21 protein-coding genes are annotated in these 23,639 nt (G+C 52.0%); 12 read left to right on the top strand and 9 right to left on the bottom strand.

Annotated features, from left to right (window positions below):
- Positions 1-23: 23 nt before the first annotated feature.
- Positions 24-2,120 carry a DNA mismatch repair endonuclease MutL gene (gene mutL / locus K3T83_RS14980; protein WP_220203776.1) on the top strand — a complete coding sequence of 699 codons (2,097 nt, stop codon included), beginning with the start codon at positions 24-26 and terminating at the stop codon, positions 2,118-2,120.
- Positions 2,107-4,761: a replication restart helicase PriA gene (priA, locus tag K3T83_RS14975; protein WP_220203775.1), complete on the top strand. Its 2,655-nt coding sequence runs from the start codon at positions 2,107-2,109 to the stop codon at positions 4,759-4,761. The genes mutL and priA overlap by 14 nt, the downstream gene beginning before the upstream one ends.
- 259 nt (positions 4,762-5,020) lie before the next feature.
- Here the strand turns inward: priA and K3T83_RS14970 are convergent, their stop codons facing one another.
- Positions 5,021-6,427, bottom strand: coding sequence for a cytochrome P450 (locus tag K3T83_RS14970; RefSeq protein ID WP_220203774.1), 1,407 nt, complete (start codon positions 6,425-6,427; stop codon positions 5,021-5,023).
- Positions 6,428-6,449: 22 nt separating this feature from the next.
- A complete protein-coding gene (locus K3T83_RS14965) occupies positions 6,450-7,163 on the bottom strand; it encodes a TetR/AcrR family transcriptional regulator (RefSeq protein ID WP_220203773.1) in 714 nt (237 codons plus the stop codon).
- 180 nt (positions 7,164-7,343) lie between these two features.
- On the opposite strand from K3T83_RS14965, the gene K3T83_RS14960 reads away from it, so the two are divergent.
- Both K3T83_RS14960 and K3T83_RS14955 read left to right on the top strand, forming a co-directional pair.
- Complete coding sequence (locus K3T83_RS14960; RefSeq protein ID WP_220203772.1) at positions 7,344-8,330, top strand: HD domain-containing protein; 987 nt, start codon at positions 7,344-7,346, stop codon at positions 8,328-8,330.
- Positions 8,331-8,588: 258 nt separating this feature from the next.
- A complete protein-coding gene (locus K3T83_RS14955) occupies positions 8,589-9,164 on the top strand; it encodes a hypothetical protein (RefSeq protein ID WP_220203771.1) in 576 nt (191 codons plus the stop codon).
- A gap of 106 nt (positions 9,165-9,270) precedes the next feature.
- Here the strand turns inward: K3T83_RS14955 and K3T83_RS14950 are convergent, their stop codons facing one another.
- Positions 9,271-9,948: a methyltransferase family protein gene (locus K3T83_RS14950; protein WP_220203770.1), complete on the bottom strand. Its 678-nt coding sequence runs from the start codon at positions 9,946-9,948 to the stop codon at positions 9,271-9,273.
- An 83-nt stretch (positions 9,949-10,031) separates the two neighbouring features.
- Entirely contained in the window at positions 10,032-10,757 is a 726-nt protein-coding gene (locus K3T83_RS14945; RefSeq protein WP_220203769.1) for a TetR/AcrR family transcriptional regulator, read from the bottom strand.
- A gap of 151 nt (positions 10,758-10,908) precedes the next feature.
- Here K3T83_RS14945 and K3T83_RS14940 point away from each other — a divergent pair, with 151 nt between their 5' ends.
- Positions 10,909-11,790 (top strand): DMT family transporter, encoded by an 882-nt coding sequence (locus K3T83_RS14940; protein WP_220203768.1) that lies wholly within the window; start codon positions 10,909-10,911, stop codon positions 11,788-11,790.
- A gap of 105 nt (positions 11,791-11,895) precedes the next feature.
- Here the strand turns inward: K3T83_RS14940 and K3T83_RS14935 are convergent, their stop codons facing one another.
- On the bottom strand, positions 11,896-12,621 hold the full coding sequence (locus K3T83_RS14935) for a sensor domain-containing protein (RefSeq protein WP_220203767.1): 726 nt from the start codon (positions 12,619-12,621) through the stop codon (positions 11,896-11,898).
- Positions 12,622-12,826: 205 nt separating this feature from the next.
- Between K3T83_RS14935 and K3T83_RS14930 the strand changes: the two genes are divergently transcribed.
- Positions 12,827-14,248, top strand: a complete 1,422-nt coding sequence (locus K3T83_RS14930; RefSeq protein WP_220203766.1) for a replication-associated recombination protein A — start codon at positions 12,827-12,829, stop codon at positions 14,246-14,248.
- Here K3T83_RS14930 and K3T83_RS14925 read toward each other — a convergent pair.
- Positions 14,245-14,883, bottom strand: coding sequence for a Chromate resistance protein ChrB (locus K3T83_RS14925; protein ID WP_220203765.1), 639 nt, complete (start codon positions 14,881-14,883; stop codon positions 14,245-14,247). The genes K3T83_RS14930 and K3T83_RS14925 overlap by 4 nt on opposite strands.
- A 337-nt stretch (positions 14,884-15,220) precedes the next feature.
- Here K3T83_RS14925 and K3T83_RS14920 point away from each other — a divergent pair, with 337 nt between their 5' ends.
- The 3 genes from K3T83_RS14920 (at position 15,221) to K3T83_RS14910 (ending at position 16,724) form a co-directional block, all read left to right on the top strand.
- The gene (locus K3T83_RS14920) at positions 15,221-16,012 is read left to right on the top strand and encodes a COG4280 domain-containing protein (protein ID WP_220203764.1); all 792 of its coding nucleotides are present in this window, start codon (positions 15,221-15,223) and stop codon (positions 16,010-16,012) included.
- A 26-nt stretch (positions 16,013-16,038) separates the two neighbouring features.
- Positions 16,039-16,245: a hypothetical protein gene (locus K3T83_RS14915; RefSeq protein ID WP_220203763.1), complete on the top strand. Its 207-nt coding sequence runs from the start codon at positions 16,039-16,041 to the stop codon at positions 16,243-16,245.
- 302 nt (positions 16,246-16,547) lie between these two features.
- The gene (locus K3T83_RS14910; RefSeq protein ID WP_220203762.1) at positions 16,548-16,724 is read left to right on the top strand and encodes a hypothetical protein; all 177 of its coding nucleotides are present in this window, start codon (positions 16,548-16,550) and stop codon (positions 16,722-16,724) included.
- Positions 16,725-16,884: 160 nt separating this feature from the next.
- Here K3T83_RS14910 and K3T83_RS14905 read toward each other — a convergent pair whose 3' ends face one another.
- The gene (locus tag K3T83_RS14905; RefSeq protein WP_220203761.1) at positions 16,885-17,397 is read right to left on the bottom strand and encodes a chromate transporter; all 513 of its coding nucleotides are present in this window, start codon (positions 17,395-17,397) and stop codon (positions 16,885-16,887) included.
- Positions 17,390-18,022, bottom strand: coding sequence for a chromate transporter (locus K3T83_RS14900; RefSeq protein WP_220203760.1), 633 nt, complete (start codon positions 18,020-18,022; stop codon positions 17,390-17,392). The genes K3T83_RS14905 and K3T83_RS14900 overlap by 8 nt, the downstream gene beginning before the upstream one ends.
- A 194-nt stretch (positions 18,023-18,216) precedes the next feature.
- On the opposite strand from K3T83_RS14900, the gene K3T83_RS14895 reads away from it, so the two are divergent.
- The 3 genes from K3T83_RS14895 to K3T83_RS14885 all read left to right on the top strand — a co-directional run bounded on the left by K3T83_RS14895 (position 18,217) and on the right by K3T83_RS14885 (position 22,019).
- On the top strand, positions 18,217-18,870 hold the full coding sequence (locus K3T83_RS14895; RefSeq protein ID WP_220203759.1) for an HAD family hydrolase: 654 nt from the start codon (positions 18,217-18,219) through the stop codon (positions 18,868-18,870).
- A gap of 201 nt (positions 18,871-19,071) precedes the next feature.
- Complete coding sequence (locus K3T83_RS14890; protein ID WP_220203758.1) at positions 19,072-20,142, top strand: sugar ABC transporter substrate-binding protein; 1,071 nt, start codon at positions 19,072-19,074, stop codon at positions 20,140-20,142.
- 20 nt (positions 20,143-20,162) lie between these two features.
- Positions 20,163-22,019, top strand: coding sequence for a sensor histidine kinase (locus tag K3T83_RS14885; RefSeq protein ID WP_220203757.1), 1,857 nt, complete (start codon positions 20,163-20,165; stop codon positions 22,017-22,019).
- 177 nt (positions 22,020-22,196) lie between these two features.
- Here K3T83_RS14885 and K3T83_RS14880 read toward each other — a convergent pair whose 3' ends face one another.
- Positions 22,197-23,336, bottom strand: a complete 1,140-nt coding sequence (locus K3T83_RS14880) for a citrate synthase (protein WP_373324596.1) — start codon at positions 23,334-23,336, stop codon at positions 22,197-22,199.
- Positions 23,337-23,639 lie beyond the last annotated feature (303 nt).

Genomic DNA, 23,639 nt, shown 5'->3' with positions numbered 1-23,639 from the left:
ATGCAGTAAAGTGGAAATGCACTATGCCCATACGACAACTCGCATCCGATGTGGCGGCAAAGATTGCTGCTGGCGAGGTGGTAGAGCGCCCCGCATCCGTTGTCAAAGAACTGATTGAGAATAGCATCGATGCTGGTGCAACGCAGATCCGCGTCGATCTAATGAATGGCGGTCTTCAGTTGATTCGTGTGACCGACAACGGCTCCGGTATCGCCGCCGACGAACTGCCTCTGGCCCTCTCTCGTCACGCGACGAGCAAGGTAGAGCAGATTGACGATCTGGAGCATATCCGCTCGCTTGGCTTTCGTGGCGAGGCGCTGGCGAGTATCGCGGCTGTTGCTGAGGTTACGCTGTTGAGTCGGCCGCGAACTGCCGAACAGGGCGCTCAGATTAGCGCCAGCAGCGGCAAGCTATCAGATATAACTCCCGCAGCATCTCCCCAGGGAACAACTCTCACTGTGCGCAATCTCTTCAGCGCTGTTCCTGCTCGTCTCAAGTTTTTAAAGAGCCGTAATACCGAGGTGGGCCATTGTCACCATTTGCTAGAACAATATGCACTGGCCTATCCCGAAATCCGCTTTACCGTGTTCAGCGAGGGACGCCAGATCTTTGGCACGCCGGGCGATGGGCAACTTTCCAGTGTGCTGGTCGAGGTGTATGGTTTGCCGGTGGCGGAACAGATGGCCCCGCTTGTCAGCGAGGGGCAGGACGATGATCCTGAGCGGCCCCGTGTGAGCGGCTATACCAGTCTGCCCACCTGCTATAAAAGCACGCGGCAACATATTTCGTTTTTCGTGAATCGGCGCTGGGTCTTGAGCCGCATGTTGACCGCTGCCGTCGAGGGAGCATATCATTCGCTGTTGCTCAGTGGCCGCCATCCCATTGCAGTGATCAATATTCAGGTTGATCCTGCTCTGCTTGATGTGAATGTGCATCCAGCCAAGACGGAGATTCGCTTTTTGAAAGAGCGGCGCGTCTTTGCGGCGATTTTACGGGCGGTGCGTGCGGCACTACTGGAAGAGCCTGAGATGCCGCAGTGGTCGTCCCAAAAGAAAGCCCCGGTCGTTACCCCCACAACCAGCGAGGAGCCGCAGGAAGAGCCGGCGAGTGCAGTTGTTCCACAAAATGAGGGCGAGGCTGAGACTACGACGCTTCCGCAAGACAATCCCTGGCTAACCGTGACTGAAGAGGAGACGGGGACGCGTCCACCGTTGTTGTCGCGGCTCTGGCAAAGCCACGTTCGCGTCACTCCTGCCTCCTCACCTGAAAAGCCGATCACGTCTTCTATTTCCGAAAGCACAGATGAAAGCACGATAGAGAATATTGCCGCTCGCTTCTCTGCCTCGGAGATTGCGGCGACGGAGGCAGTGGAGTTGCCGCTGGAGCCGTCCAGCAGCATAGAACCGACCACCGAATTTCGCCTTCCTCCGCCACCACTGCGGCGGGTGCCGGATAATATATCGAGCTTAGCATCGTCGCCGGAACGCCCATCTCACGATCTGACAGAGGGCGCGGCCATTGATCCCACACAGGCGCGGCGGTTGCCTCGTTTGCGCGTCGTTGGGCAGCTTTCACAGAGCTATATCGTCACAGAGGGCGAGGACGGCATGTACCTGATCGATCAGCACGCAGCCCACGAGCGCATTTTGCTGGAGCGCATGGTGGCATCCTTGAAAGCCAGCACGCCGCTTTCTCAACATATGTTGACTCCTCTTGCATTGGATCTGGCACCCAGCGAACTTGAAGCCATTGAAGATCATCAGCAGCAACTTACACAGATTGGTTTCGATCTGGAGGTTGTCGATGGGAAGACGCTGGAGATGCGCGCCGTGCCAAATGTGCTGGTGAAGCAGATGAATGCACACTCCTTGCATGAACTGTTGATCGAGTTGACTGCTGCGGAGAATCTGGGGCATACTGAAACCTGGGAAGAACGTGCGCTGGCAAATGTGGCTTGCAAGGCGGCGATCAAACAGAATTACTTCCTGACGGTAAGCGAGATGCGCGAGATGATCGAACAATTGGAGCAGACAAAGGCACCTTATAGCTGTTGTCATGGTCGCCCAACTATGGTACATTTCAGCCTGTCCGCCTTAGAGCGAGAATTTGGGAGGCGTTAAACGCGTGCTGGCTGATGTATTGACGGCTGCTGCCAGATGGAATATCGAGCAACCACTGTTAACTTATCTGGTGCCTGCTGAATTGGAGGCATCGCTGCGTCCTGGACAACTGGTGGCTGTCCCTTATGGAGAGCGCCTGGTTGAGGGGATCATCTGGAACCTGTATGGGGACCATGAGGCGCTGCAACTGGGCGAAGACGTGATCTTGCGCCCTGTGCATTCCTTGCTTGATCCTGAGCCTGCCCTGCTGCTCCATCAGCGTGCTCTGGCTCAATGGATGGCCGAGTATTATGTAACACCTCTGGCACATGTGGCCCTCTTGATGCTTGCCCCTGGTCTGATGCAGCGTTCGCAATTCGTCCTGCGGCTCACTGAAGCATACTATCGTGGCGAAGATGAGAATACGCAGGAAAGCACTCAGGGCGTCTCGCTGCGTTTGCGTGCGTTGCTTGGCTTCTTGCACGAGGATGGCGAACTGGATGTGGAGCGACTCAAGAAGATGGTCGGCAAGAAACGTGCTCAGGAGATTCTGAAGGAGATTCAGCAGAGCGATCTGGTGGAGCGTATCCCTCAGTTGCAGGCTCCCAAAGCCAGGGCACGTGTGAAGCGAGTTGTGCGCTTGCTGATCCAGGGAGAAGCGCTGGAAGAATGGCGTGAAGAACGTTTAAGCCGGTTTCAGCAACCTATCGTCGAGCCAGTTTATGCCTCTGTCGGCCCTCCGTCTGCTCTGGCTGCTATGAGGAAAAGCGCTTCCCAATTCAATCCCTGGGCTATGCCACCTGACAGCGCGACGCTGACATTGCAAAAGGAAGATAAAGAGACGGTGCTGGCTCGACGACAACTGACAGCGGTTGATTTACTATTGCAGTCGCCCCCAAACGCCGTTCCCTGGACTCCCGGCGGACTCTGCAAGGCTACTGGCTTGACAAACGCGCAACTACAACGGTTGGTCAAAGAGCAGATCATTACTATCGAGACGAGCGAGCAGCGGCGCGATCCATTGCAGGGACGCACCCTGCCCGCCAGCACACCGCTGCAATTGACGCCCGATCAGCAGCAGGCGCTCTCAGCTATTCTTGAGGCGTCCCAGCGTGGCAATCAGGGCGAGGTGCCTCAGCCTATTCTCTTGCATGGTGTAACGGGCAGCGGCAAAACAGAGGTCTATTTGCAAGCCCTTGCCGCGATGATCAAGCAGGGCAAGCGAGGAATCGTGCTGGTGCCGGAGATTGCTTTGACCACTCAGGCCGTTCAGCGTGTGGCGGGGCGCTTTCCTGGTCGTGTAGCGATTATCCATAGCGAGTTAAGCGTTGGCGAGCGCTACGACGAATGGCGGCGGATTCGCGCTGGTGAGATCGATGTCGTTATTGGCTCACGCTCTGCCCTCTTTGCTCCTGTTGCCGATCTCGGCCTGATCATTATCGACGAAGAACATGAGCCTGCGTATAAACAGAGCGAATTTAAGCCAACATATCACGCACGCGATGCCGCCTTGCGGCTGGGAGAGATGCTGCATATTCCTGTCGTTCTCGGCAGCGCCACTCCTGCAATTGAGAGCTATTATCGCGCCGAACAAAATGAGTATCAGCTTGTTGAACTACGCGGACGTATCGGGGCCGTTTTGCCTCCGGTCGAGGTGATCGATCTGCGCGGAGAACTGCATGCGGGCAACACCAGCATTATCAGTCGCCGCTTGCAGGAAGAGCTTGAGCGCGTGTTGAACTTGAAGCAACAGGCCATTTTATTTCTCAATCGGCGTGGGGCCGCCAGTTGTGTGCTGTGTCGCGATTGTGGCTTCGTTGCTGCCTGCGAGCAATGCGATATCCCTCTGACCTATCACGCCACTGAGCGTGTGTTGCTCTGTCACTACTGCGGCAATCAACGCAAGGTGATCCACTTCTGTCCCATCTGTAAAAGCTCATGCGTGCGCTATTTTGGTCTGGGAACGGAGAAGGTGCAAGAGACCATTCAGCGCCTTTTTCCCGATGCCCGGCTTTTGCGCTGGGACCGCGACACGGCGCGCAATCGTCACGCCCATGAGCAGTTGCTCGACCGTTTTGCCAATCGCGAGGCCGATATTCTGATTGGCACGCAGATGATTGCGAAGGGATTGGACCTGCCTGGCGTCACGCTGGTTGGCGTGGTTTCGGCAGATATCGCTTTGAACTTGCCCGATTACTCTGCTGCCGAGCGTACATTTACCCTGCTGACTCAGGTTGCCGGACGCGCAGGACGTGGAGCGGAGGCTGGACGCGTCATTCTACAGACCTTCAATCCGCAGCATTTTTGCGTTGAGACGGCCTCGCGCCACGATTATCACGAGTTCTATGCCGCCGAGATCGATGCTCGCCGTCGTTATAGCTATCCGCCCTTTCGCCACTTCGTTAAATTTACTTATAGTCATACCAGCCGCCATCGCTGCCAGAATGAGGCGCTGTTATTGTGTGAGCGCCTGACCGAATGGATCGAGCGCCTACAACTGGTGAACACAGATATCGTCGGTCCCGCTCCAGCACTGATGGAGCGGCTGCGTGGCAAGTATCGCTGGCAAATGATCGTGCGCGGCCCCGATCTGCACCGCCTATTGCGCGTCGTCGATGCTCCCGGTTGGGAGATCGATATCGATCCTATTAGCGTGCTTTAAATTCCTGTTTGCAACATTTACAATAAAGGAGCCATAAAGTTCAAAATCTGAGCAGCGTACTGATCCCAATCTTGTTCATCAGTGTTGATTTCTAATGTCGGGATGCATGTTAGGAGTGCTTGCTTGCGATATGTTTGTTGTTGCTGCATGAGTCTACTACAAGTGTTGGCAAGCTCTGAGGTGGGGCGCTGCGCCCATTTCGCCGGATTGCGTTCACGTACTCTCTGCTCAGCGATTGCTGGAGATGAAAGACAGCCGTTTATTCGTCGAGATTGATAATCTGACGAATATTGCCTCGCACCGGGATGCGGCTGAATTGTCGATCCTGGGGTAGGACGCGAGCGGGCAGGCCGTATTTGGGATGCATGGTCAGGTCAAGCTTGATGGTTGTGTTGGGCACAATCTCCAATCGATAGCGCTGGAGCAGCGTTGCCAGTGCGAGCTTTGCTTCCTGGAGCGCGAAATCGGCCCCGATACAGCGATGTTGACCGGCGCTAAATGGCAGGTATTCATAGGCCGTGCGGTTCAGTGTGTTCCAGCGCTCTGGCTTGAAACGATCAGGCTCTTCGTACAACTCTGGCAGGCGATGCGTGAGATATTCGCTGTATATGATCGTCGAACCGGCTGGCAACTCATATCCTCCAAGCTCACATGGGGCTGTTGCTCGACGCTGACCGATGCCTCCCGGAGGCAGTATCCGCAGGCTCTCTTTTACGACCGCATCCAGATAGGCAAGCTGTTTAAGCTGCTCTATCGTGGGCGGCTCGCCGTGCAGCACGCTTAGCAGCTCGTCCACCAGCCGTTCATATATTCGGGGATGTTGGCCAAGCAGGAAGATGGTCCAGGTCAGCGCCGCCGAGGTGGTGGAGAAGCCTGCACTGAATAGCGTAAAGGCATGGCTCACCAGTTCTTTGTCATGTAACGTCGTGCCATCCTCATCATGTGCATGAATTAAAACTGACAGTAAATCGTGCGCCTCTGTTTGTGTGCGTTTGCGAGCTATCATGGACTGTAGAGCGGTTTCCAGTTGTGCTGCGAGGCGTTGTGTTTGATAATAGGGCGTTCCTGGCACATTAATTGGTGCGATCATTGCTAAAGGGATCTGAGCAACCATGCGTTCCAGGAGATTTCCCAACTGGTCTATCTCCGCTTCATTGTCCAGGCCAAAGAGCGCTTTGACGGTGACGCTTCTGGTTAATAGTTCCATTTCACGGGAAAGATCGATCTCCGACCTTCCCTGCCAGCGATCAAGCATGCGCTGGACAAGAGTGACCATATTGTCGCGATAGTGTGCGACCTGCTGGCGGTGAAAGGCCGGTTGCATCAGGCGGCGCTGCTGACGATGTTTTTCCCCTTTCATCATCTGTAAGCTATTGCCTCCGATCCGTACGAGCGGCGTGTTCTCAGGCAATTTCTGAAATGGGCCTGCACTCACCTCAAAAAGATCAGGTTTTGAGAGTACCTGGAAATTGAGTGCCGGGCCGAACGCACAGACATAGGTGAGATCGCCTTCTGCCAGCGCAACAACATTGCCGTATTGTTTGTGCAGAAGAGGTAAGTAGGTAAATGGGTCGCGAAACAGCTTGAGCATGTTTGCTCGCCATCCCAGCAGAGGGAGAGCGCGAGGGCCAGGAATGACGTTTTTTGCAGCAATAATGGTTGCCATAGATACCTCCAAATGTAACAGCTTATCGCGTTGTGCGTTCGCGTATCTGTTGCTCGCAATACTCACATATTTGTTCAAGCATGCCTGTCAAGCGAGGAACTGCCTGCTCTTGCAAGATAGCAGGCGTGGGTAAAACCTCCGGTTCAAATGCCAGGCGTATCGTTTGTGCCATCGCTTCTGCCTTCTCTTCAAGCGAGACCTGATCCTCTTCAGTCAGTAATGGATCAATCAAGGTAAAGCCGGTGATTGTTGCGCTGAACGCATATGCTTGGACCGGAAGGTTGCTATCGGTGCGCAACAATCCAAGATCACGCAATAGTTGCATAAATTCCTGGGCATTCATCAGGCTTTGTGTCTGTTTCGTCGCGTTGCCCTGTGCTAGCTTACCCAGCAGCGTTGTATCGCGTGTGAAAATCGCCCGAGCCAGAGGACGCTTCCTGACTATCAAGAACATCGAACGCATGATGCGATGGACCAGCACTTCTTGCGGATCAGCATAGATGCGCTGCAACAGTTCGCGCCAGACGGCGACCGCTTCACGCAGCATGACATGCTCAAAAATTGCCTCTTTGTTTTTCCAGTGCAGGTAAATCGTTCCCGTGCCAACATCGGCTTGTCTGGCAATATCCTCAATCGTCACGCGTTTATATCCCCAGCGCAACAATAGCTCGCTTGCCACATCCAGGATGCGTTCGGCTCGCACCTGCTGCTTCGTGTGCCGCCCATATTCTCCCATATTTGCTCATCACCTCTTTAAAAAATGAATATTTGAATGTGTTCTTCATTTATTCAAAATCATACGAGCCTTCTCTCTAGCTGTCAAGATCGCTGTAAACGGAGTGATAACATGTATGGTAAGATAGACATCTACATAGCACGACTGTATTGCAGAAATTGGGAGGAGAAGTAGAGACGTATGGTTATCAATGATGCCGTTTATGGAAGCCATCACATCCATGAGCCAGTGTTGATTGAGGTGTTACAATCTGCGGCCCTACAGCGCATCCAGGGCGTACATGTGTCGGGAGCTTCATTCCTGGTGCGAGAAGGGCGCGATGTTTCGCGTTATGAACATTCTGTCGGCGTTATGTTGCTGATTCGTATGTTGGGAGGGAGCGTTTCGGAGCAGCTTGCGGGGCTGCTGCACGATGTCTCTCATACTGCTTTCTCGCATGTTGTTGATTTTGCTCTGAGTAACCGTGCTGAAGATTTTCACGAACAGCATTTTATGCACGTGCTGGAACGCTCATCCATCCCGGCGTTGTTGCAGCAGCATGGCTTTGCAATCAGCAATATCTTGCCCCTTGAGCGCTGGCCGTTGTTAGAGCAGGAGATGCCCAACCTCTGCGCGGACCGCATAGATTATACGTTGCGCGACCTTCTACGTATCGGCTTTATCGATAGCGCGTCTCTTCACTCCTTTCTCGCTCAATTGCAGAATTATGAGGGGAAGATCGTCTGTCGCAGTCTGGATGCAGCCCTCTGGTTTACAGAGCAATATGTGCGTCTCGTGCTTGAGCTATTTCTGCATCCTCGCGAATTGTTTGCTAATCAACAACTTGCCGCAGCTCTCCGACTGGCATTGTCCAATGGTGATATGCAGGAAGAGGATCTGTTTTTGCAGGACGCCGAACTGCTCGCGCGTTTACAGGCGTTGCATCATCATGATATTGACCATTATCTGTACTATTTACAGCCTGCCTTAGAGGTGATCGAGGATACAATGGGCAACGGAGAGAAATTTGCGCTGAAAGCTCGCCATCTGGACCCGCTTGTGTTGCAGGAAGATGGTCGCATGGTGCGCTGCTCCGAACTGGACCCGGGCATACATCGCATCCAGGCCATTCTGCGACAGAAAACGGCTGATGGTATGTATCTTAAACTTGTTGGTCCGATCCATTAAAGCAAAGAGGTGAAATGGTCCTCAGTGGCGCGTTCATTCTTGTAGAATACTGGTGTGCTGGTAGGTAGCTATGCTTGTCTACATGATTTTTTCTATCTTACTATGTAAATATTATTTTACATGTACTGATTTTTATTCATACATTACTATTGCTACTCTTGCGTTACCAGCCATTTCTACCTACGTTGTGATGAGTGTAAGAGTCTGCATATAGAAGTATTGAGATACTACATAATAAAATGTGAAGCGAGGAAACGTATGCAATATCCGCCTAACAATAATTCATATCCTCCGTCTCCTCCGGGCCAGTTCGGGGCACCACAGCAGACAGTATCAAGAACGGGAGCATTGGGCTGGTATGGACGGCAAAGAAAGGCTACGAAGGCTGGTATTGTCAGTTTTGTAGCGGTCATCCTGATATTTTCGGGCCTGGGCTTTATGATGCTGAAGAATCAACCAGCGCAAACGCCTGCGAATGGCACGCCAACGCCTTCTACTCAGGCGACGACGACAGCCACTACGACCACGCAGAATGGAACGCCAACGCCCAGGCCGAGTGCGACGCCAACGATGGTCAACATGCAGGTTGCCATTGTGACACCGGTTGTTCCGACTGTCCCGCCAACCTGGACTCCTATACCACCAACGCCAACGCCAATACCAACAATAACGCCAACTGTAGTAACGACACCGACCGTAGTAACGACACCTACTGTCGCAGTCACGCCAACCACCGCAGCTGCAACGCCGACACCTGTGACAGCACCGACGAAAGCGCCAACGAAAGCGCCAACCGCAGTGCCGACAGTCAAGGCAACAGCCCCAGGAAATTAATGCTGCCTTCTTTGGAATTGATAGCTATATCTTTTTGACTGGCCTGCTCTGCTACAGGAGGAATCTGTACGAGCAGGCTAGTTGATTGTTTCAGCGATCTATCCCCTTACCAGATATAAGGCACGAGGCGATAACGTACCTTATGCGTATATTCGCTATAGCCCGGCAAATCTTTCTTCAGGAAGCTCTCCTCATCGAGAATACGCCATATCAACACGGGTACGATGAGTGCCATGCTTACCAGCCCCCACCATGAATCAAGTGCAAGTGGTATACCTATCATCATGATGAGAACGCCAACGTACAGAGGATGGCGAACGATAGCATAGAGACCTGTCGATATAACTTTTTGATCCACAAAAGTTTCGACGGTCGAGGCTACGTAGGTGTTTTCGCGAAACACAAGAAGATTGGTAAGAAGGCCCACTGCAACCAGCACGTCGCCAAGCAATGAGACCAATGCAGGCACGGGAGACCATCCAAAGCGATAGTCGAGCGAGCAGAATATGAGCAGGGCGATGCATGTGATGAACGCGATAGAGATGATAATTTTTTGTGCGACGCTCTGTTCCGCCCACGGCCCAACCCTCTTGCGCCGCTCAAGGAGTACCGGATTTTTGAGCAACAGATAGATCCCGAGAATTTGTGTCGAAACAGTAAAGACGATGAGAAAGACCCATGCCTGCCAGTAGGCGAGCGTCCAGGCCGGGAGAAAAAGCAATAGCCCGAATATAATAAGACCAATAATAGATGTTTTTAACGTTGAAATGATGAGATTATTCATGATATCTTCATCCTTTTCCTGCTGTGTGCTCTTGTACCGTTCCATAAACGAAAAAGAGCACACATTTGTTATGGCGTGAGTTGTTACGCCGATTTGCTCTCTCGTAGCGCGTCTACCCAGAATTTCACCGCTTCGGGGGTGGCGCGATAGAAAGTATGTGCAGGGACGCCGAGGATACGCTCTATCGCATCCATATAGGCTTCGTGGATCGCAACGATCTTTTCAGTCTGGACCGCATCAAAGGCATCATCGCGCTGCTGCTCGAACGAGAGGAGCAGCCTGGCGTGGGTATTGCCCATACCCTGCAACAGGGACATGATGACTTCGCCTGCCTGATCAGGATAGGCGGCGGTGAAAACACTTTCCTGGATACCCTGATGGACGATCTCACTGAGCAATGGCGCCCGCATCTCGATCACCGCCTCATCCACTTTCTGACGAATGATGGTGTTGTCGTCAGAGTACCAGACACGCCCTATGCTGATTACCTCAGCTTTATGCTCTATTCGTAAACTGTCCAGCGTATCGAAGAAGCCCTGGAACTTTTCAATCGCGGAAAGCTGCGGATTCTGGATGATCTGCAAAAGCGGCTCCCCTGACTGTTGCTTGATCTGTTCGATGAATGCGTCCAGTAGCGCCCCGCGTGAGGCAAAGTAGTGATGGAAGGCTCCGCTGGAAATCTGGACCTCGTTCAGAATGTCCTGAATCGACATTTGCTCGTAGCCTTTGGTCAACACCAATCGTTGCGTCGCATTCAATATCTCCCGACGCTTCGAGGCAAATTCTTCCGCTTTAACAGTTCGCGCCATTGTTTCCCTTTCATTAATAAACAGATGATCTATCTATTAATTATAATCAGCGATGTCTCTTTGTCAAGACTCGGACAGGCAGGTGTTTGATGTGTTATGATATTTCTCTGTTCGGTTTATCAATGGGGCTATGCATTATTAAAGAGGGTCTATGGGTATTGTCTTTGGCCTGGTGACTGCGCTTGGTTGGAGTACTGCTGATTTTCTCGTTCGTTTCTCCACTCGTTTGATCGGCACTTATCGCACGCTTTTCTTTATGCAACTTATTGGCATGTTCGCGCTTGGCATATATCTTATCGGAACTGGCAAGCTGGCTGCGCTGCTCTCCAGTACGTCCTGGCAGCCCTGGGCGTGGGCTGTGCTGGCGATCCTGTTGAGCATTCTAGGATCGTTGACGCTCTATCGGGCCTATGAGATCGGCGTCTTGATGGTCGTTGCGCCCATTACTTCCTGTTACGCGGCGGTCACTTCGGCGCTAGCTTTCCTGACTGGTGAGATGGTCAGTCAGGTTCATATCATGGGGCTGGTGGTCGCGCTGACCGGGGTTGTGCTGGTGGCAACGCCTTTAGGAAGTGCTTTTGCGGCTCGTAAGAAGCGCGTGGCCATGCGTTCGGGATTGCCGCCGGGCGTTCTCTGGGCGATCGTGGCCTCGCTCAGCTATGGCGTCTCGTTCTGGATACTTGGCTTTTATGTCAACCATGATCTGGGGGCCATCACGACAACGTGGCTCACGCGGCTGATCACGCCCTGTCTGCTAGCAGCCTGCGCTCCTCTGGCGCGGCAATCGCTGAAACTGCCTAGAGGTCGCGTCTGGTGGTATATCGGTGCTATTGGTATTATCGATACGATAGCATTTGTCACGTATAACGTAGGTCTGACGGTGGCGCAAATCTCGATTGTGAGCGTCATTTCTTCTCTCTATAGCGCCGTTACGGTGGTGCTGGCGTGGATCGTATTGCGAGAACGACTCCAACGCAGCCAGTGGTTCGGCATTGGAGTCGTTCTCGCAGGTTTGATCCTGGTGAATATTTAAAGATTACTATTTGGAAATGCATTTCGTAGTAGAGCGATTTATCGCGTCGGCTCGAATTACCTATATTGTCGCTCCAGCGCGATAAATCGCTCTACTACGAAGTCATTAATACTGCATCTCGGCAATAGGCATCTCGTAGCGCTCCTCTTTTGGCTGCTCATTGTTGCTCGATGAGGTGAGCATGGCGTGCGCGAGCATTCCTGAGAGGCGAGCCAGGCCGTTGAGTAGGGCGCGAACGGGTATCCAGAGCGCGATACCGAATACGGGGCCGATAAACGATTTGGCGAACTCGGCGAATTCAAAATCTCCGGTGATCTGAATGTTGATCTGGTTCAGCCACCAGATGGGGGTAGTTGTATGAGCAAGGTGAACGCCCATCTCTTGCAGAACATAGGTCGAGATCAGATAGCCGAGCGGAGCCAGGATCAGACCAGCGCAGAGCGTTATCAGCGTGAGGGCCAGTACGAATGAGAAGATGCCCAGTGGGAACTTGATGAACAGGTAAGCCAGACTCTTCCAGGTCAGGCTATCGCGCACCTTCATGCCAAGCCACTCCATTATTTTCCCATGTTCGGCGTACTTTTTTTGTGGAGCAGGCATATCGATATGCAGCAAGTGGGCCGCCAATGAGCGTTCCAGAGCCGCAAAACCCCAGATGAGGCCGAAGGTGGCAACGAGAATGGGGATGCCCACCCAGACAATCACGGTGCCTATGCCTGTTGCTAGTCCAGTGATGAGCAGGACAAAGTAGAGCACGCCCAGCGGGAACGAGAGTAGCAGATAAGCGATATTGCTTGCCGTATGTGGTTTGTTATTGAATTGATATTCCATATGATGCTCCTGTACGATCTATTTTCATGTGATTGCTTTATTCATTCCTCTTGTCTTGAGACATCTATAGCATAGCGGATAAGCTTTACAGGATTATGACCAGATTGTTACAATTTTGTGTCTGCGTTTTTCCCTTGTGATAGTCAAATTGGATTGTTATACTGTAGCTGCTGATCATTTCGTTACATGCAAAGAGGGTAGATCTATGACGGAGCAAGCATCCTTATTTGGTTCAGATGAGAATGGGCCATCAGCCAGCAAACCCGCATCCAGAGCGGCGCAACCGTCGCAGGGCGTTGGAGGAGAGCCGCTGGCGTCTCGCATGCGCCCGCGCACGCTTGATGAAGTAGTTGGGCAGGAGCATTTGTTGTCGCCGGGACGCTTGCTGCGTCGGATCATCGAGTCCGACCGTATCCCTTCCATGATCTTCTGGGGACCGCCTGGCAGCGGCAAAACCACGCTGGCCGAGCTGGTCGCACGTCATACGCATGCGCGCTTCGTCACGCTCAGTGCTGTTTCGGCTGGTGTTGCGGATCTGCGGCGCGTGATGGATGAGGCGCAGAAGCTCCGACAATTCTCACGCCAGCGCACCATCCTCTTCATTGACGAGATTCATCGTTTCAACAAAGCTCAGCAGGATGCAGTGCTCCCTCATGTCGAGCGCGGTGTTGTGACGCTGATTGGGGCCACGACCGAAAATCCCAGCTTTGAGGTGAATGCTGCTCTACTCTCGCGCTCGCGTGTCTTCACGCTGAAAGGGTTGACGGAAGAGCAACTGGCGATGATATTACAGCGAGCGCTGGAGGATAAAGAGCGCGGCCTGGGTGGGTCTGGTCTGACCATTGACGAGGACGCCTTGCGGGAGATCGCCAATTTTGCTAACGGCGATGCGCGCACAGCTTTGAATGTGCTGGAAATGGTGGCGCAGGGCAGTCTCAGCGCGGCGGAAAAAGAGGGTGATGCTGGGCAAAAGCATATCACGTTGCCGGCCGTTGAGGAGGTGATGCAGCATCGTGCGCTGCTCTACGACAAGAGCGGCGATCAGCACTTCGACGCCATTTCAGCGCTGCATAAGTCGTTGCGTGGCTCCGATCCCGATGCTGGCCTCTACTGGCTGGGACGGATGCTCGAAGCCGGAGAAGATCCCCTTTATATCGTGCGTCGCCTGATCCGTTTCGCCTCCGAAGATGTTGGAATGGCTGATCCCCAGGCGCTACTTGTGTGTGTGGCGGCACAACAGGCCGTTCATTTCGTTGGTTTGCCGGAAGCGAGTCTTGCGCTGGCCCAGGCCGTTGTGCATCTGGCAACGGCACCCAAAAGCAACGCGTTGGAGGCGGCCTATGGTCGTGTACTGGAGGATATTCGCAGTGGGCGCAACGATCCTGTGCCACTCTCGATCCGCAACGCGCCGACCCGTCTCATGAAAGACCTCGGCTACGGTGCCGACTACAAATACGCCCACGACTACTACAAAGACATGCAGATCGAAGACCCCGAACGCCCACCTGCCCAGAAATTGCAGGAATACCTGCCTGATCGCCTGAAGGATAGAAGATACTACGAGCCGGGTTATCAAGGCAAGGAGGCCAGCATCAAGAAGTGGCTGGATAAGCGACGCGAGGGCTAAGAATTTTGTGTAGTCTCATTCGTATGGCTCCGTCGCTCAGTGCGTCTTGGATGCAGATGCTTTTTCCCATCCTGGGGATAGGGTTTGTGCGACTCGTCGGCCTCTTGCTTCAAAAAAACTTTTTCCTCGAATTCTTCGAGCAATTTTTCGCAGCGTTCGATGCTCTGTAGTGCCTCTTCCCGGCGGGCGGCACCGAACCAGTCTCGTTCAACGGCACGGTCGTACCAGCGGCGAATCTTGTCCAGCTCCTGACGAATCTCTTCCGCCTCCGCGTAGGTGAAGTTCTGGCGGAACGTTTCAAACTCGATCTCTTTGGTAAAGTTGATATCGCAATTTTCTATGATCTCGTCATATTGGAGATTGCTCTGAGCAATAAAACCATCAACGATCTTCGTCTCTTCTTCAGGTGGCAGCGTCGTGAGCGGTAAGAGATGGTAGTTGCCGCCAAGCTCGGTGATGCGCTCGGCAATCTTTTCCAGTACAGCAAGTAGCGGCTCTCTGTGCGGCAGGATGCACACGCTCTGTTGCAGATACAGCGCTCCCGTTCGCTTGAGTTCGCGCCAGACGCCGACACGCGCCGCCGAAGGCTGGCTGGGAACCTGATAGATCAACAAAATATAACTCTGGCTATCCATGAATATACTCAATTCTGTTATTGATTATCGACTTTATTCTATCATGACCGCAAAACTCCCCCTGTGCTTGCCATCGTATAGAAAGTATTCACCCTCTGGTCGAATATATCGCAATATACCAACGGCGAAACCAGATATTATGTACATAGTTTTGGAAGTGTAATGGCAAACCTGTTACAAGTAGCATCTGTTACAAACAACATATGTTACAATAGTCAGTAATCATGGAATGTTGTTTCTATGATGGGTTGCTGGCGTCGTGGCGCTGGCACAGGTGCATAATTACATGTATTATGTCATTTTATCTGTATTATAGTAGAAGAGGAGGATAAACCGTATGCAATGGGCCGTTGCCGTCGCAGCATTTCTTGCTTCGGCTGTAGAGTTTGTTGAAGCCTTTACGATTGTCCTTGTGGTCGGCGTGACGATTAACTGGCGGAGCGCAATTGTTGGCACGCTCGCTGCCGTTGTTGCTCTTGCGGTGATTGTGGCCGTTTTCGGCGTCACCTTGATTCAATACATCCCCATTGACGCGTTACGCCTCGTTGTGGGATTTATCCTGATTTTGTTTGGTTTGAAGTGGCTCAAAAAAGCACTATTGCGCTACAGTGGTCTCAAGGCGTTACACGATGAGGAGGCGATTTTTGAAGAGACGATGGCCGAGTTACGAGCAAAGGGAGAGATGGTCTCATCCAGTTTGCAGCCAACCGCCGTTGCACTTGCCTTTAAATCGGTGCTGTTGGAAGGATTAGAGGTCGCATTTATCGTGATCACGTTCGGCAGCAGTGCCACTGTCGCAGCCACAAATGGCAGCTTGAACGGTATTACCTCTGCCGCGTTAGGTGCCACGCTTGCTGGTCTGCTGGTGATCCTCGTGGGTGCCCTGGTGCATGCTCCTTTGACGCAGGTGCCAGAAAATACGCTCAAATTCGTCGTTGGCGTTATGTTGACGACCTTTGGTACCTTCTGGACCGTTGAGGGCTTTGGCGTTGAGTGGCCCCTCTCCGACGCTTTTCTGCTGATCCTGGCTGGCATCTATCTGATTGCCTCGCTCGCAATTGTGCAGTGGCTCAAGAGTGTGAAACAGCAGCAAGTAGCGGTAAGTGCGGCCAATGTTGAGCGGTCATAAGCTGTTCAGGAAGGGAGCTTTGCGACGTGAAAGTCATTAACGCCATTTACAACTTTATCGTTGGAGACTGGATTATTCTCTCCGGTATCGTGCTAGCAGTGCTTGTGCTGGCCCTTATCCACTACGCCATTCCTGCGCTGAGTCCATTCTCCGGTGTTATTCTAATTGTTGCATCGCTGCTGGTGTTGATCATCACCCTCAGCCGCGAAGCATATAGCCAGCATAGACATTAGACGTATGAGAGAAATTTGTATGGATGTAAAATAGCGTCCATACAAATTTCTCTCATTATCTGTAAGCTATATAAAACACCGTCTGTTTCTTGTATTGATATGTATCCTGTTAAATAGGGAAGCAATTTCCCAATTGCGAATCCACAACGTAATGATCGATATGGGAGTGTTATGGACCCCGGCAGAAATGCCGAGGCTTGCAAGCATCCGCAAGGGTGTATGCCAGTCCGAACATGACCAGACCCAGCCACCAGCTTTGCTGCTTGCAGAGAGGCCGATGGGGCTACGTTCTCAGGAAGCGTTTGAGTTCCTACCTGCGCGTACGAGGCCAGCGTGCTGCTCTAGAACTTCTGGTGGTTGAAGTATATCGGCGCTCTACGAATTGGCAGCAGGAGTATTATACAGTGCATCAAACGATCCATCTCGATCAGTTTGATCTCGAACTGCCCCTGGATGCTATTTATGAGGGCGTGTTTTAATCTTCTCTTTCTAACAATGAAATTCACTAAATGAAATAAAAACTCGGAACTGTTGTAGTCGAGCGATTTATTGCGGGGGCGCTTGCTATGCGATCTCCCCCGCGATAAATCGCTCGACTACAACAGTTCCAGCGTTAATATAGCGTGGTGAATTATCTGTTTATCGATACAAAAAATATCCAGCGATACCAGCCAGCGTCAAAATAATGAAAATGTTGATACGTCGATTCAATGCAAGCCCAAATGCGGCAACAGCAATCAACCAGCCTTTCCAGTCGGTGCCGGGCTGTTGCATGATTGCCCAGACAACCGTTAATGTGATTCCCACAACTGCCAGCGAGATACCACGCATGAAGCCCGGCACCCAGCGTTGGTGTTCGATACGATGATAGCCAGCGGACACGAGCAGCACAAAGAAAGCCGGGAGCGTGATGGCGATCAGGGCCATGAAAGCACCTGGAAAGCCGTATGTCAGATAGCCCAGGCTGATCACCCACAATCCGTTCGGTCCAGGACTGATCTGCCCGATAGCAATGGATTCGCCGAAATCTCCCTCGCCAGCCCAGCCGTTGCCGATAAGATCCTGATGCAGGCTGGGTAAATTACTGAAGCCGCCAGTGGAGAAGAGCGAGGCTTTGAGAAAGAGCAGAAAATAGATCAGCGGATTAATCATGCCCTTCCTCCTCGGCGATCTCGCGGCTGGTCGCAATTTCAGGCGGCGTGCGCCATGAAGTGAAGAACAGCATGCCCAGTAGCGCCATTGCCAGCAGCACCGGGATAACCGAGATTTTGAAGATAATAATCGTTGAGGCGCACAGCAGAATGATGATTGCACTCATGACGAGCCGCAACCAGCCCTCTTTTCTGGCAAGTTCGATCAGCGGTTGAGCAAAACGCACTCCAACCACCAGCATAATACCGCCTGACGCTGGTATCACTCCATGCACAATTGCTTGCACAGTGGGTAAGTTCTGGATCAGCTTAAAGCCTGCTGCGATCAAACACGTGACCAGCGCGCTTGGCAGCAGCATGCCTGCCAGCGATGCCACAATTCCCCACATACCTCCTAGCTTGCGCCCGATCAACACGGTGAGAGCCACCAGATTAATACCGGGCGTAAAAATACATAAGTTCCATGAGTGGGTGAACTCTTCCATTGTCATCCATCCGTATTTATCGATAAATGCTCGCTGAATGAGCAACACGGTGGATGCACCGCCGCCAAAGGATTGCAGTCCGATACTGGCCCAGATCCGAAAAAGTTGCCAGGCGCCAGGGAAAGGTGTGTGTGCTTTCATGCGATGGATTCCTGTTGTCCTTCTAGAGAATGTTTACTTTCTTTTATTAAGCGCAGGTCAACAGGCGAAAAGGCAACCTACGCCCGCTACAATTTTTCAGCAAATGAAAAGAAGATCATCATCATCTATAATGGTAGAAAATGCTAAAATACGCTGCGTTTACGAGAGGCGCTGAGCCTGGAAAGAGAGAGGGCATGATTACCACTATTATCTTTGATTTCGACGGCGTGCAGGTAATAGGGCTGGTGGGGGTTGAGGCATATTTTAGAGGCTATATTGATCCCCATTTTCAACTGTCCGACTTTGAGGGCGACGAGCTTGAACAGGTCTATCGCGGCACATTGTCGGAAGATGCTTACTGGCAGGCGCTGATCAACAAGTATCACTGGAATGCCTCTGTGCCTCAAATCAAAGCGATCATCAAAAAAGGCGTGCAGGAGATACCAGGAACGAGGCAGATTATCGAAACGCTGAAGCGCAACGGCTATCGATTGGGGCTGCTCTCAATACATGGGCGAGAATGGGTCGAGCACTACGAGCAGACCTTCAACCATCACCGTCTCTTCGATGCCACGCTCTACTCGTATGAGGTGGGCCTCTGTAAACCAGATCCACAAGTCTATGAGATCATATTGGAGCGCCTCCGCGCGCGCCCCGAAGAGAGCCTCTTTATTGACGATAACCTGGCATATCTGGAAGGTGCCAGGAAGATAGGCATGGCAACGCTGCAATTTACCTCGGCAGCGCAGCTCAAACACGATCTCGGCGATCTGGGCGTTCGGCTTCATGAGCGATATTACATAAGCTGTGCCATTGAATACCTTATTGACAGCAATGACTCTCTTTAGATATACTGTCACTCGTTCATTGTGTCATTATGTATCTATCTGTGGCAAGATGAAACACGCTTTTTCGGTGGTTGTAGAAATAGTAGTGCCAGATCCTCTCTATACATTACATTTGAAACAGATCTCCTCTCTCCCTGACACGATATTGTATATATCTGCCATGTCAGCACCAGAGCGATTCTGCGGAGGATAGAACAACATATGAATAACGAAAGGCAGAGCTTTTCTGGAGCGAAAAGGCGGCGACCTCTGGAGAAGCTATCCGGGCATCTTTCACGTAGGAGATTTCTCAATACAGTTGGGATGGCCGGTACGGGCCTCGCACTTCCTTCTCTGTTGGGCGGCTGCGCTGTTGGCGCTCAGACGGCGGAACATTGCAATGGTGTCCCTCCAACCACGCGGCGACTCAGAGCGGCCTTTACAAATAACAGCCTGACACATACCTGGTGCGCGCAAGGCAAACGAGTTGCGGAAACGTGGGGAAAATGGTTAGGTGTGGATGTGTTCTGGTATGACGGGCAAGGTAGCATTAAACAGCAGCGCAATGCATTGGATGAGATCGCGACGAAAACATGGGATTTTGTGGCGATTCAGGCCAGCGGGATCGATACCCTCATCGAACCGGTCGAACACCTGTTAGATCATGGCATTCCCGTCATTCAAATGGATACTGAGATCGACTCTTCACGTAGTACGAACATCACGACGTTTATTGAACCTGACCACATACATATAGGAGAGGAGGCTGCAACTGCACTCTTTGAGAAGATGGGTGGGCGTGGCAACGTCATCATGACCCAGGGCCAACTCGGACACAGCGGAGCACAGGGGCGCACAAAAGGATTTTACCAGGCGCTAGATAGGTATCCAGACATTAACCTGATCGCGAAAGATCCCGCTGATTGGGATGTGGACAAAACAAAGCTGCTCTGGGAAGAGTATCTTGCGCGTTACAAAGATATCGCAGGCGCTTTCTTCCACAATGATGATATGGCCCTGGCTGCCCTTGATGTTATTCGTAAGGCTGGACGTGAAATCTTCATTGTTGGCGTAGATGCAATGCCACCGGCGATTGAGGCGGTCATCAATGGTTCGATGGTGGCGACCGTGAGCAATCCAGCCGGGCGTGTGCATGCGGAGGCGCTGATGGTTGGTATCTTCGCTGCAAACGGTGGGAAAAACATTCCCAAGCATATTCTTGCCGATGGCCCTCTGGTGACGCAACAAAATGGTGCTGGCCTGATCTTTCTGGAAAACCAGTTCTTGCTGTAGCTCTTGTGGGAGAGTCTTTCATGATCAAGCATACGTTGTTTCACCGTCTCAAACACAAGATCTCGTTAACAGTGCTTATCTCGGTTTTGATCACGCTGGTTGCTGTTGTTCCAGTGCTGGTCACGATTACGATCAGCCAGGTGCTTTCGCGACCACAATTGATTGCACAATCCGCCGACGCGATGGCCCAGGATGCTCATACCCATGTGCAGTTGCTTGATACCTATCTGCATAATCGGTTACGCGATGTGCAGACCATCAGTAGCCTCTCCACGCTTCAGCAATATGCGATGGGCGATACGAAATGGAAGGAGATTGCCCAGAAAGCGTTGATGGTGGGAGTGCAAAGCGATGTGAACTACGATACGTGGTCGCTGCTGGATCTTCGTGGTCATGCGCTCATCTGGTATCCTATGCCGCCTAGAGTGCATGGGAACGCTTTGATTCAGCCTGTAATACTGGAGAATATCCGCAAATCGGCCACTGCTCAGATATCCGGCGTCTTTTACGATCCTGCTGTGGGAAGCGCTTCCATTGTGATCTATGCACCTGTGATGGGATCGTCTTCCCAAGTAGTTGGCGTGATTCGAACTGAGGTTTCGCTCAACTATATCTGGGATGTGGTGAATAGTCAGACCGATAATAGGGGAAGTTATGCCTTTATTCTCGACGAGAACGGAGTGCGCATTGCCTATAACGATCCGGATGGTTCCGTGCTCGCCCATTCCTCCGGTCTCTTTCAGGCAATTGATACACTATCCCCCCAACAGCGACAGGCCATTGCCTCCAGGGATCTTTATGGCAATAGCGTGCGGCCTGTTACGGTCTTGCACGATCCTGGTCTTGTTGCTGTACAGAAAGATGCTCATGCCCCTTCGCGTTTTGAGATGGTGCCAGCCGGTCAGCAGGAAACGTTTGAGGTGATCAAAGTTCAGATGTCGGTAGTGTCATGGACCTATTTTGCGCTGCGTCCGTTGAAGCAGATCATCGGAATTGCCAATGAGCAGTTGCATAGTACGCTGCTGATTGCTGCAATTGTGCTTATTTTAGCAATTGTGATCGGCGTTGCGACGGGACGACGGATCACACAGCCAATTCTACAATCGATTGAGCAGCAGCGACGCGCCTATGAGCAACAGCAATATCTCAATCAATTGAAAGACCAGATTTTACTGAATGTGAGTCACGAGTTACGTACTCCGCTTACAGAGGTTTATGGGTATCTTGAATTGTTGCAATTGCATCGTCGTCAACTTGATGAAGATACTCAGCAGTCATTTCTCAAAAACGCGATTGGTGGCTGTGAGGAGCTACAACGGCTCGTGAGTAGCATGCTTGACACGATTCAGAGCGAGAGCCAGCCGCAAATTCTTCGCATGCAGGACATTTTAGTGGCGCAGATTGTGCAAGAGGTGCTCGAACTATTCAGTCCGCGTACGCTGCAAAATTATGCCCTTCAGATTAATGTCCCCGAAGCTTTGATGGTCAAAGCCGATCAACAATGCTTGCGTCAGATCTTACGCAATCTCTTTTCCAACGCATTTAAATATGCGGCAGCACATACTGCAATTGCTGTAGATGTGAGTGTTGTTGATAACGCACAGGAGGCTGTTGCTCAAGAGGTGTGCATCTGTGTGAAGGATAATGGGCCAGGGATAGCAACTGACGATATTCCTTTGCTCTTTGAAAAGTTTGTGCGTCTCAAACGCGATCTTTCCAGCTCTATTCGTGGCAGCGGGTTAGGGCTGTATATTAGCAAGCAATTGGTAGAAGCGATGGGAGGACGTATCTGGGTGGAAAGTTCCGGGATTGTGGGAGAAGGAAGCCGGTTTTGTTTTACGCTGCCCTATGCAAACCGAGCGGATGGCAGAGAATAACGGTTTTGCCTGAAAATACTCTTGTAACAGAAAAAAGCGCGTCATATATGGTAGGGGCGATGGCTGGTCCTCACCCTGTGACCCCCTCGGACCGCCTGGAGAGCCGGGTGAGGACCAGCCATCGCCCCTACCATATACGGGGAAACCACGCGATGAAAGTTGACAGAGTACTACGAATTATTTCTTGCGCTCGTTAAGTGGCGTAAAGGGCAGATTTTCCGGGCCAGTGTATTCGGCTTCGGGGCGGATCAGGCGATTGTTGCTGACCTGCTCCAGGATATGGGCGGTCCAGCCTCCGACGCGGCTCACGGCGAATGTGGGTGTGAAAAGGTCTCCACTCAGACCGACCGAGTTCATCAGCGCGGCTGAATAATATTCCACATTGGTATAGAGACGGCGGCCCGGCTTCAGTTCGTCGAGCAGGGCCAGCGCGCGCTCTTCGACGTGGCGCGACATTTTGAAGCCCTCTGGATCGGCCACGCGTGCCATCTCTCGTAGCTCCTCAGCGCGTGGATCGGTGGTTTTGTAGACACGATGACCAAAGCCCATGAGCTTCTGACCAGTCGTAATCGCATTGCGCAACCAGCTATCAGCGTTTTCAATCGTCCCGATCTCGCGCAGCATATCCTGCACTTTCGATGGTGCGCCTCCGTGCAGCGGCCCCTTGAGCGCACCGATGGCCGCAACCACCGCCGAGACAATATCTGATTCGGTGCTGGCAACAATACGAGCCGTAAAGGTCGATGCGTTCATGCCATGATCGGCCAGCAAAACCAGGTAGGAGTTGAGTCCTCTCACATGCTCATTTGATGGAACCTGACCGGTGAGCAGGTAGAGATAGTTTGCGGCATGGGAGAGTTCGGTTTGAGATTCTAGTGGCTCCTGTCCATGACGTAGCCGATTGAATGCGGCGAGGAAGAGGGGGAAATTGGCGGTCAAGGCGATGGCTTGATCGACGGTTGGCTTGCCTTTGATCTTCAGGGCACCCCAGGTTGAAACGGCGGTGCGCAATGCATCCATCGGATCGGTCTCGGCTGGCAACGAGCGTAAGGATTGCATCACCGTGTCAGGAATAGTACGCGCTGCAACAAGACGCGCTCTCAGATCTGCCAGCTCCTGCTCATCTGGCAGGTGGCCGAACCAGAGCAGATGGAGGATCTCTTCGTAGCTGGTGGTACGGGCCAAATCGTGAATATTATACCCACGATAAATCAGGCGGCCCGCTGTGCCATCGACTTTGCTCATGGCTGTTGTGGCCGCTACAATGCCCTCCAGCCCTCCCTTGTTGGGTTTTGTCGTATTGCTATTCGTAGTCATTGTATCCTTCTGTGGTGTATTTCCTGTATTTGGTATCACCGTTGACATAGGTATCTACTCCTTTCCTGTCAGGGTAGCCTGGCGTCCCAAAACTTACTCTTGTAAAGTTGTATCATCAACGGTGATGATTGTCAATGAAACTTGATATGGCTTCATTTTCCTTGACATCTATCGACATTACTTGATTCGTCTTGATCACGCGCAGCAGTGCGGCAAACGAAGAATGTGCAGAAGATACATGTTTTTACCCTTGACTTTGCTTTAGATATGTTTACAATGTTTAGTGCTTTCTTCAAAATGGAG

It is taken from the genome of Reticulibacter mediterranei, from assembly GCF_016587455.1.
Note: the sequence above shows the minus strand (reverse complement) of the source record. Positions and strands in the feature narration are given on the sequence as shown.

Excerpts from the sequence above, each read along its gene's own strand:
- mutL (WP_220203776.1), top strand. The coding sequence starts at position 24 with ATGCCCATACGACAACTCGCATCCGATGTGGCGGCAAAGATTGCTGCT.
- K3T83_RS14970 (WP_220203774.1), bottom strand. The coding sequence starts at position 6,427 with ATGGCAACCATTATTGCTGCAAAAAACGTCATTCCTGGCCCTCGCGCT.
- K3T83_RS14965 (WP_220203773.1), bottom strand. The coding sequence starts at position 7,163 with ATGGGAGAATATGGGCGGCACACGAAGCAGCAGGTGCGAGCCGAACGC.
- K3T83_RS14960 (WP_220203772.1), top strand. The coding sequence starts at position 7,344 with ATGGTTATCAATGATGCCGTTTATGGAAGCCATCACATCCATGAGCCA.
- K3T83_RS14955 (WP_220203771.1), top strand. The coding sequence starts at position 8,589 with ATGCAATATCCGCCTAACAATAATTCATATCCTCCGTCTCCTCCGGGC.
- K3T83_RS14950 (WP_220203770.1), bottom strand. The coding sequence starts at position 9,948 with ATGAATAATCTCATCATTTCAACGTTAAAAACATCTATTATTGGTCTT.
- K3T83_RS14945 (WP_220203769.1), bottom strand. The coding sequence starts at position 10,757 with ATGGCGCGAACTGTTAAAGCGGAAGAATTTGCCTCGAAGCGTCGGGAG.
- K3T83_RS14940 (WP_220203768.1), top strand. The coding sequence starts at position 10,909 with ATGGGTATTGTCTTTGGCCTGGTGACTGCGCTTGGTTGGAGTACTGCT.
- K3T83_RS14935 (WP_220203767.1), bottom strand. The coding sequence starts at position 12,621 with ATGGAATATCAATTCAATAACAAACCACATACGGCAAGCAATATCGCT.
- K3T83_RS14930 (WP_220203766.1), top strand. The coding sequence starts at position 12,827 with ATGACGGAGCAAGCATCCTTATTTGGTTCAGATGAGAATGGGCCATCA.
- K3T83_RS14925 (WP_220203765.1), bottom strand. The coding sequence starts at position 14,883 with ATGGATAGCCAGAGTTATATTTTGTTGATCTATCAGGTTCCCAGCCAG.
- K3T83_RS14920 (WP_220203764.1), top strand. The coding sequence starts at position 15,221 with ATGCAATGGGCCGTTGCCGTCGCAGCATTTCTTGCTTCGGCTGTAGAG.
- K3T83_RS14905 (WP_220203761.1), bottom strand. The coding sequence starts at position 17,397 with ATGATTAATCCGCTGATCTATTTTCTGCTCTTTCTCAAAGCCTCGCTC.
- K3T83_RS14900 (WP_220203760.1), bottom strand. The coding sequence starts at position 18,022 with ATGAAAGCACACACACCTTTCCCTGGCGCCTGGCAACTTTTTCGGATC.
- K3T83_RS14895 (WP_220203759.1), top strand. The coding sequence starts at position 18,217 with ATGATTACCACTATTATCTTTGATTTCGACGGCGTGCAGGTAATAGGG.
- K3T83_RS14890 (WP_220203758.1), top strand. The coding sequence starts at position 19,072 with ATGAATAACGAAAGGCAGAGCTTTTCTGGAGCGAAAAGGCGGCGACCT.
- K3T83_RS14885 (WP_220203757.1), top strand. The coding sequence starts at position 20,163 with ATGATCAAGCATACGTTGTTTCACCGTCTCAAACACAAGATCTCGTTA.
- K3T83_RS14880 (WP_373324596.1), bottom strand. The coding sequence starts at position 23,336 with ATGACTACGAATAGCAATACGACAAAACCCAACAAGGGAGGGCTGGAG.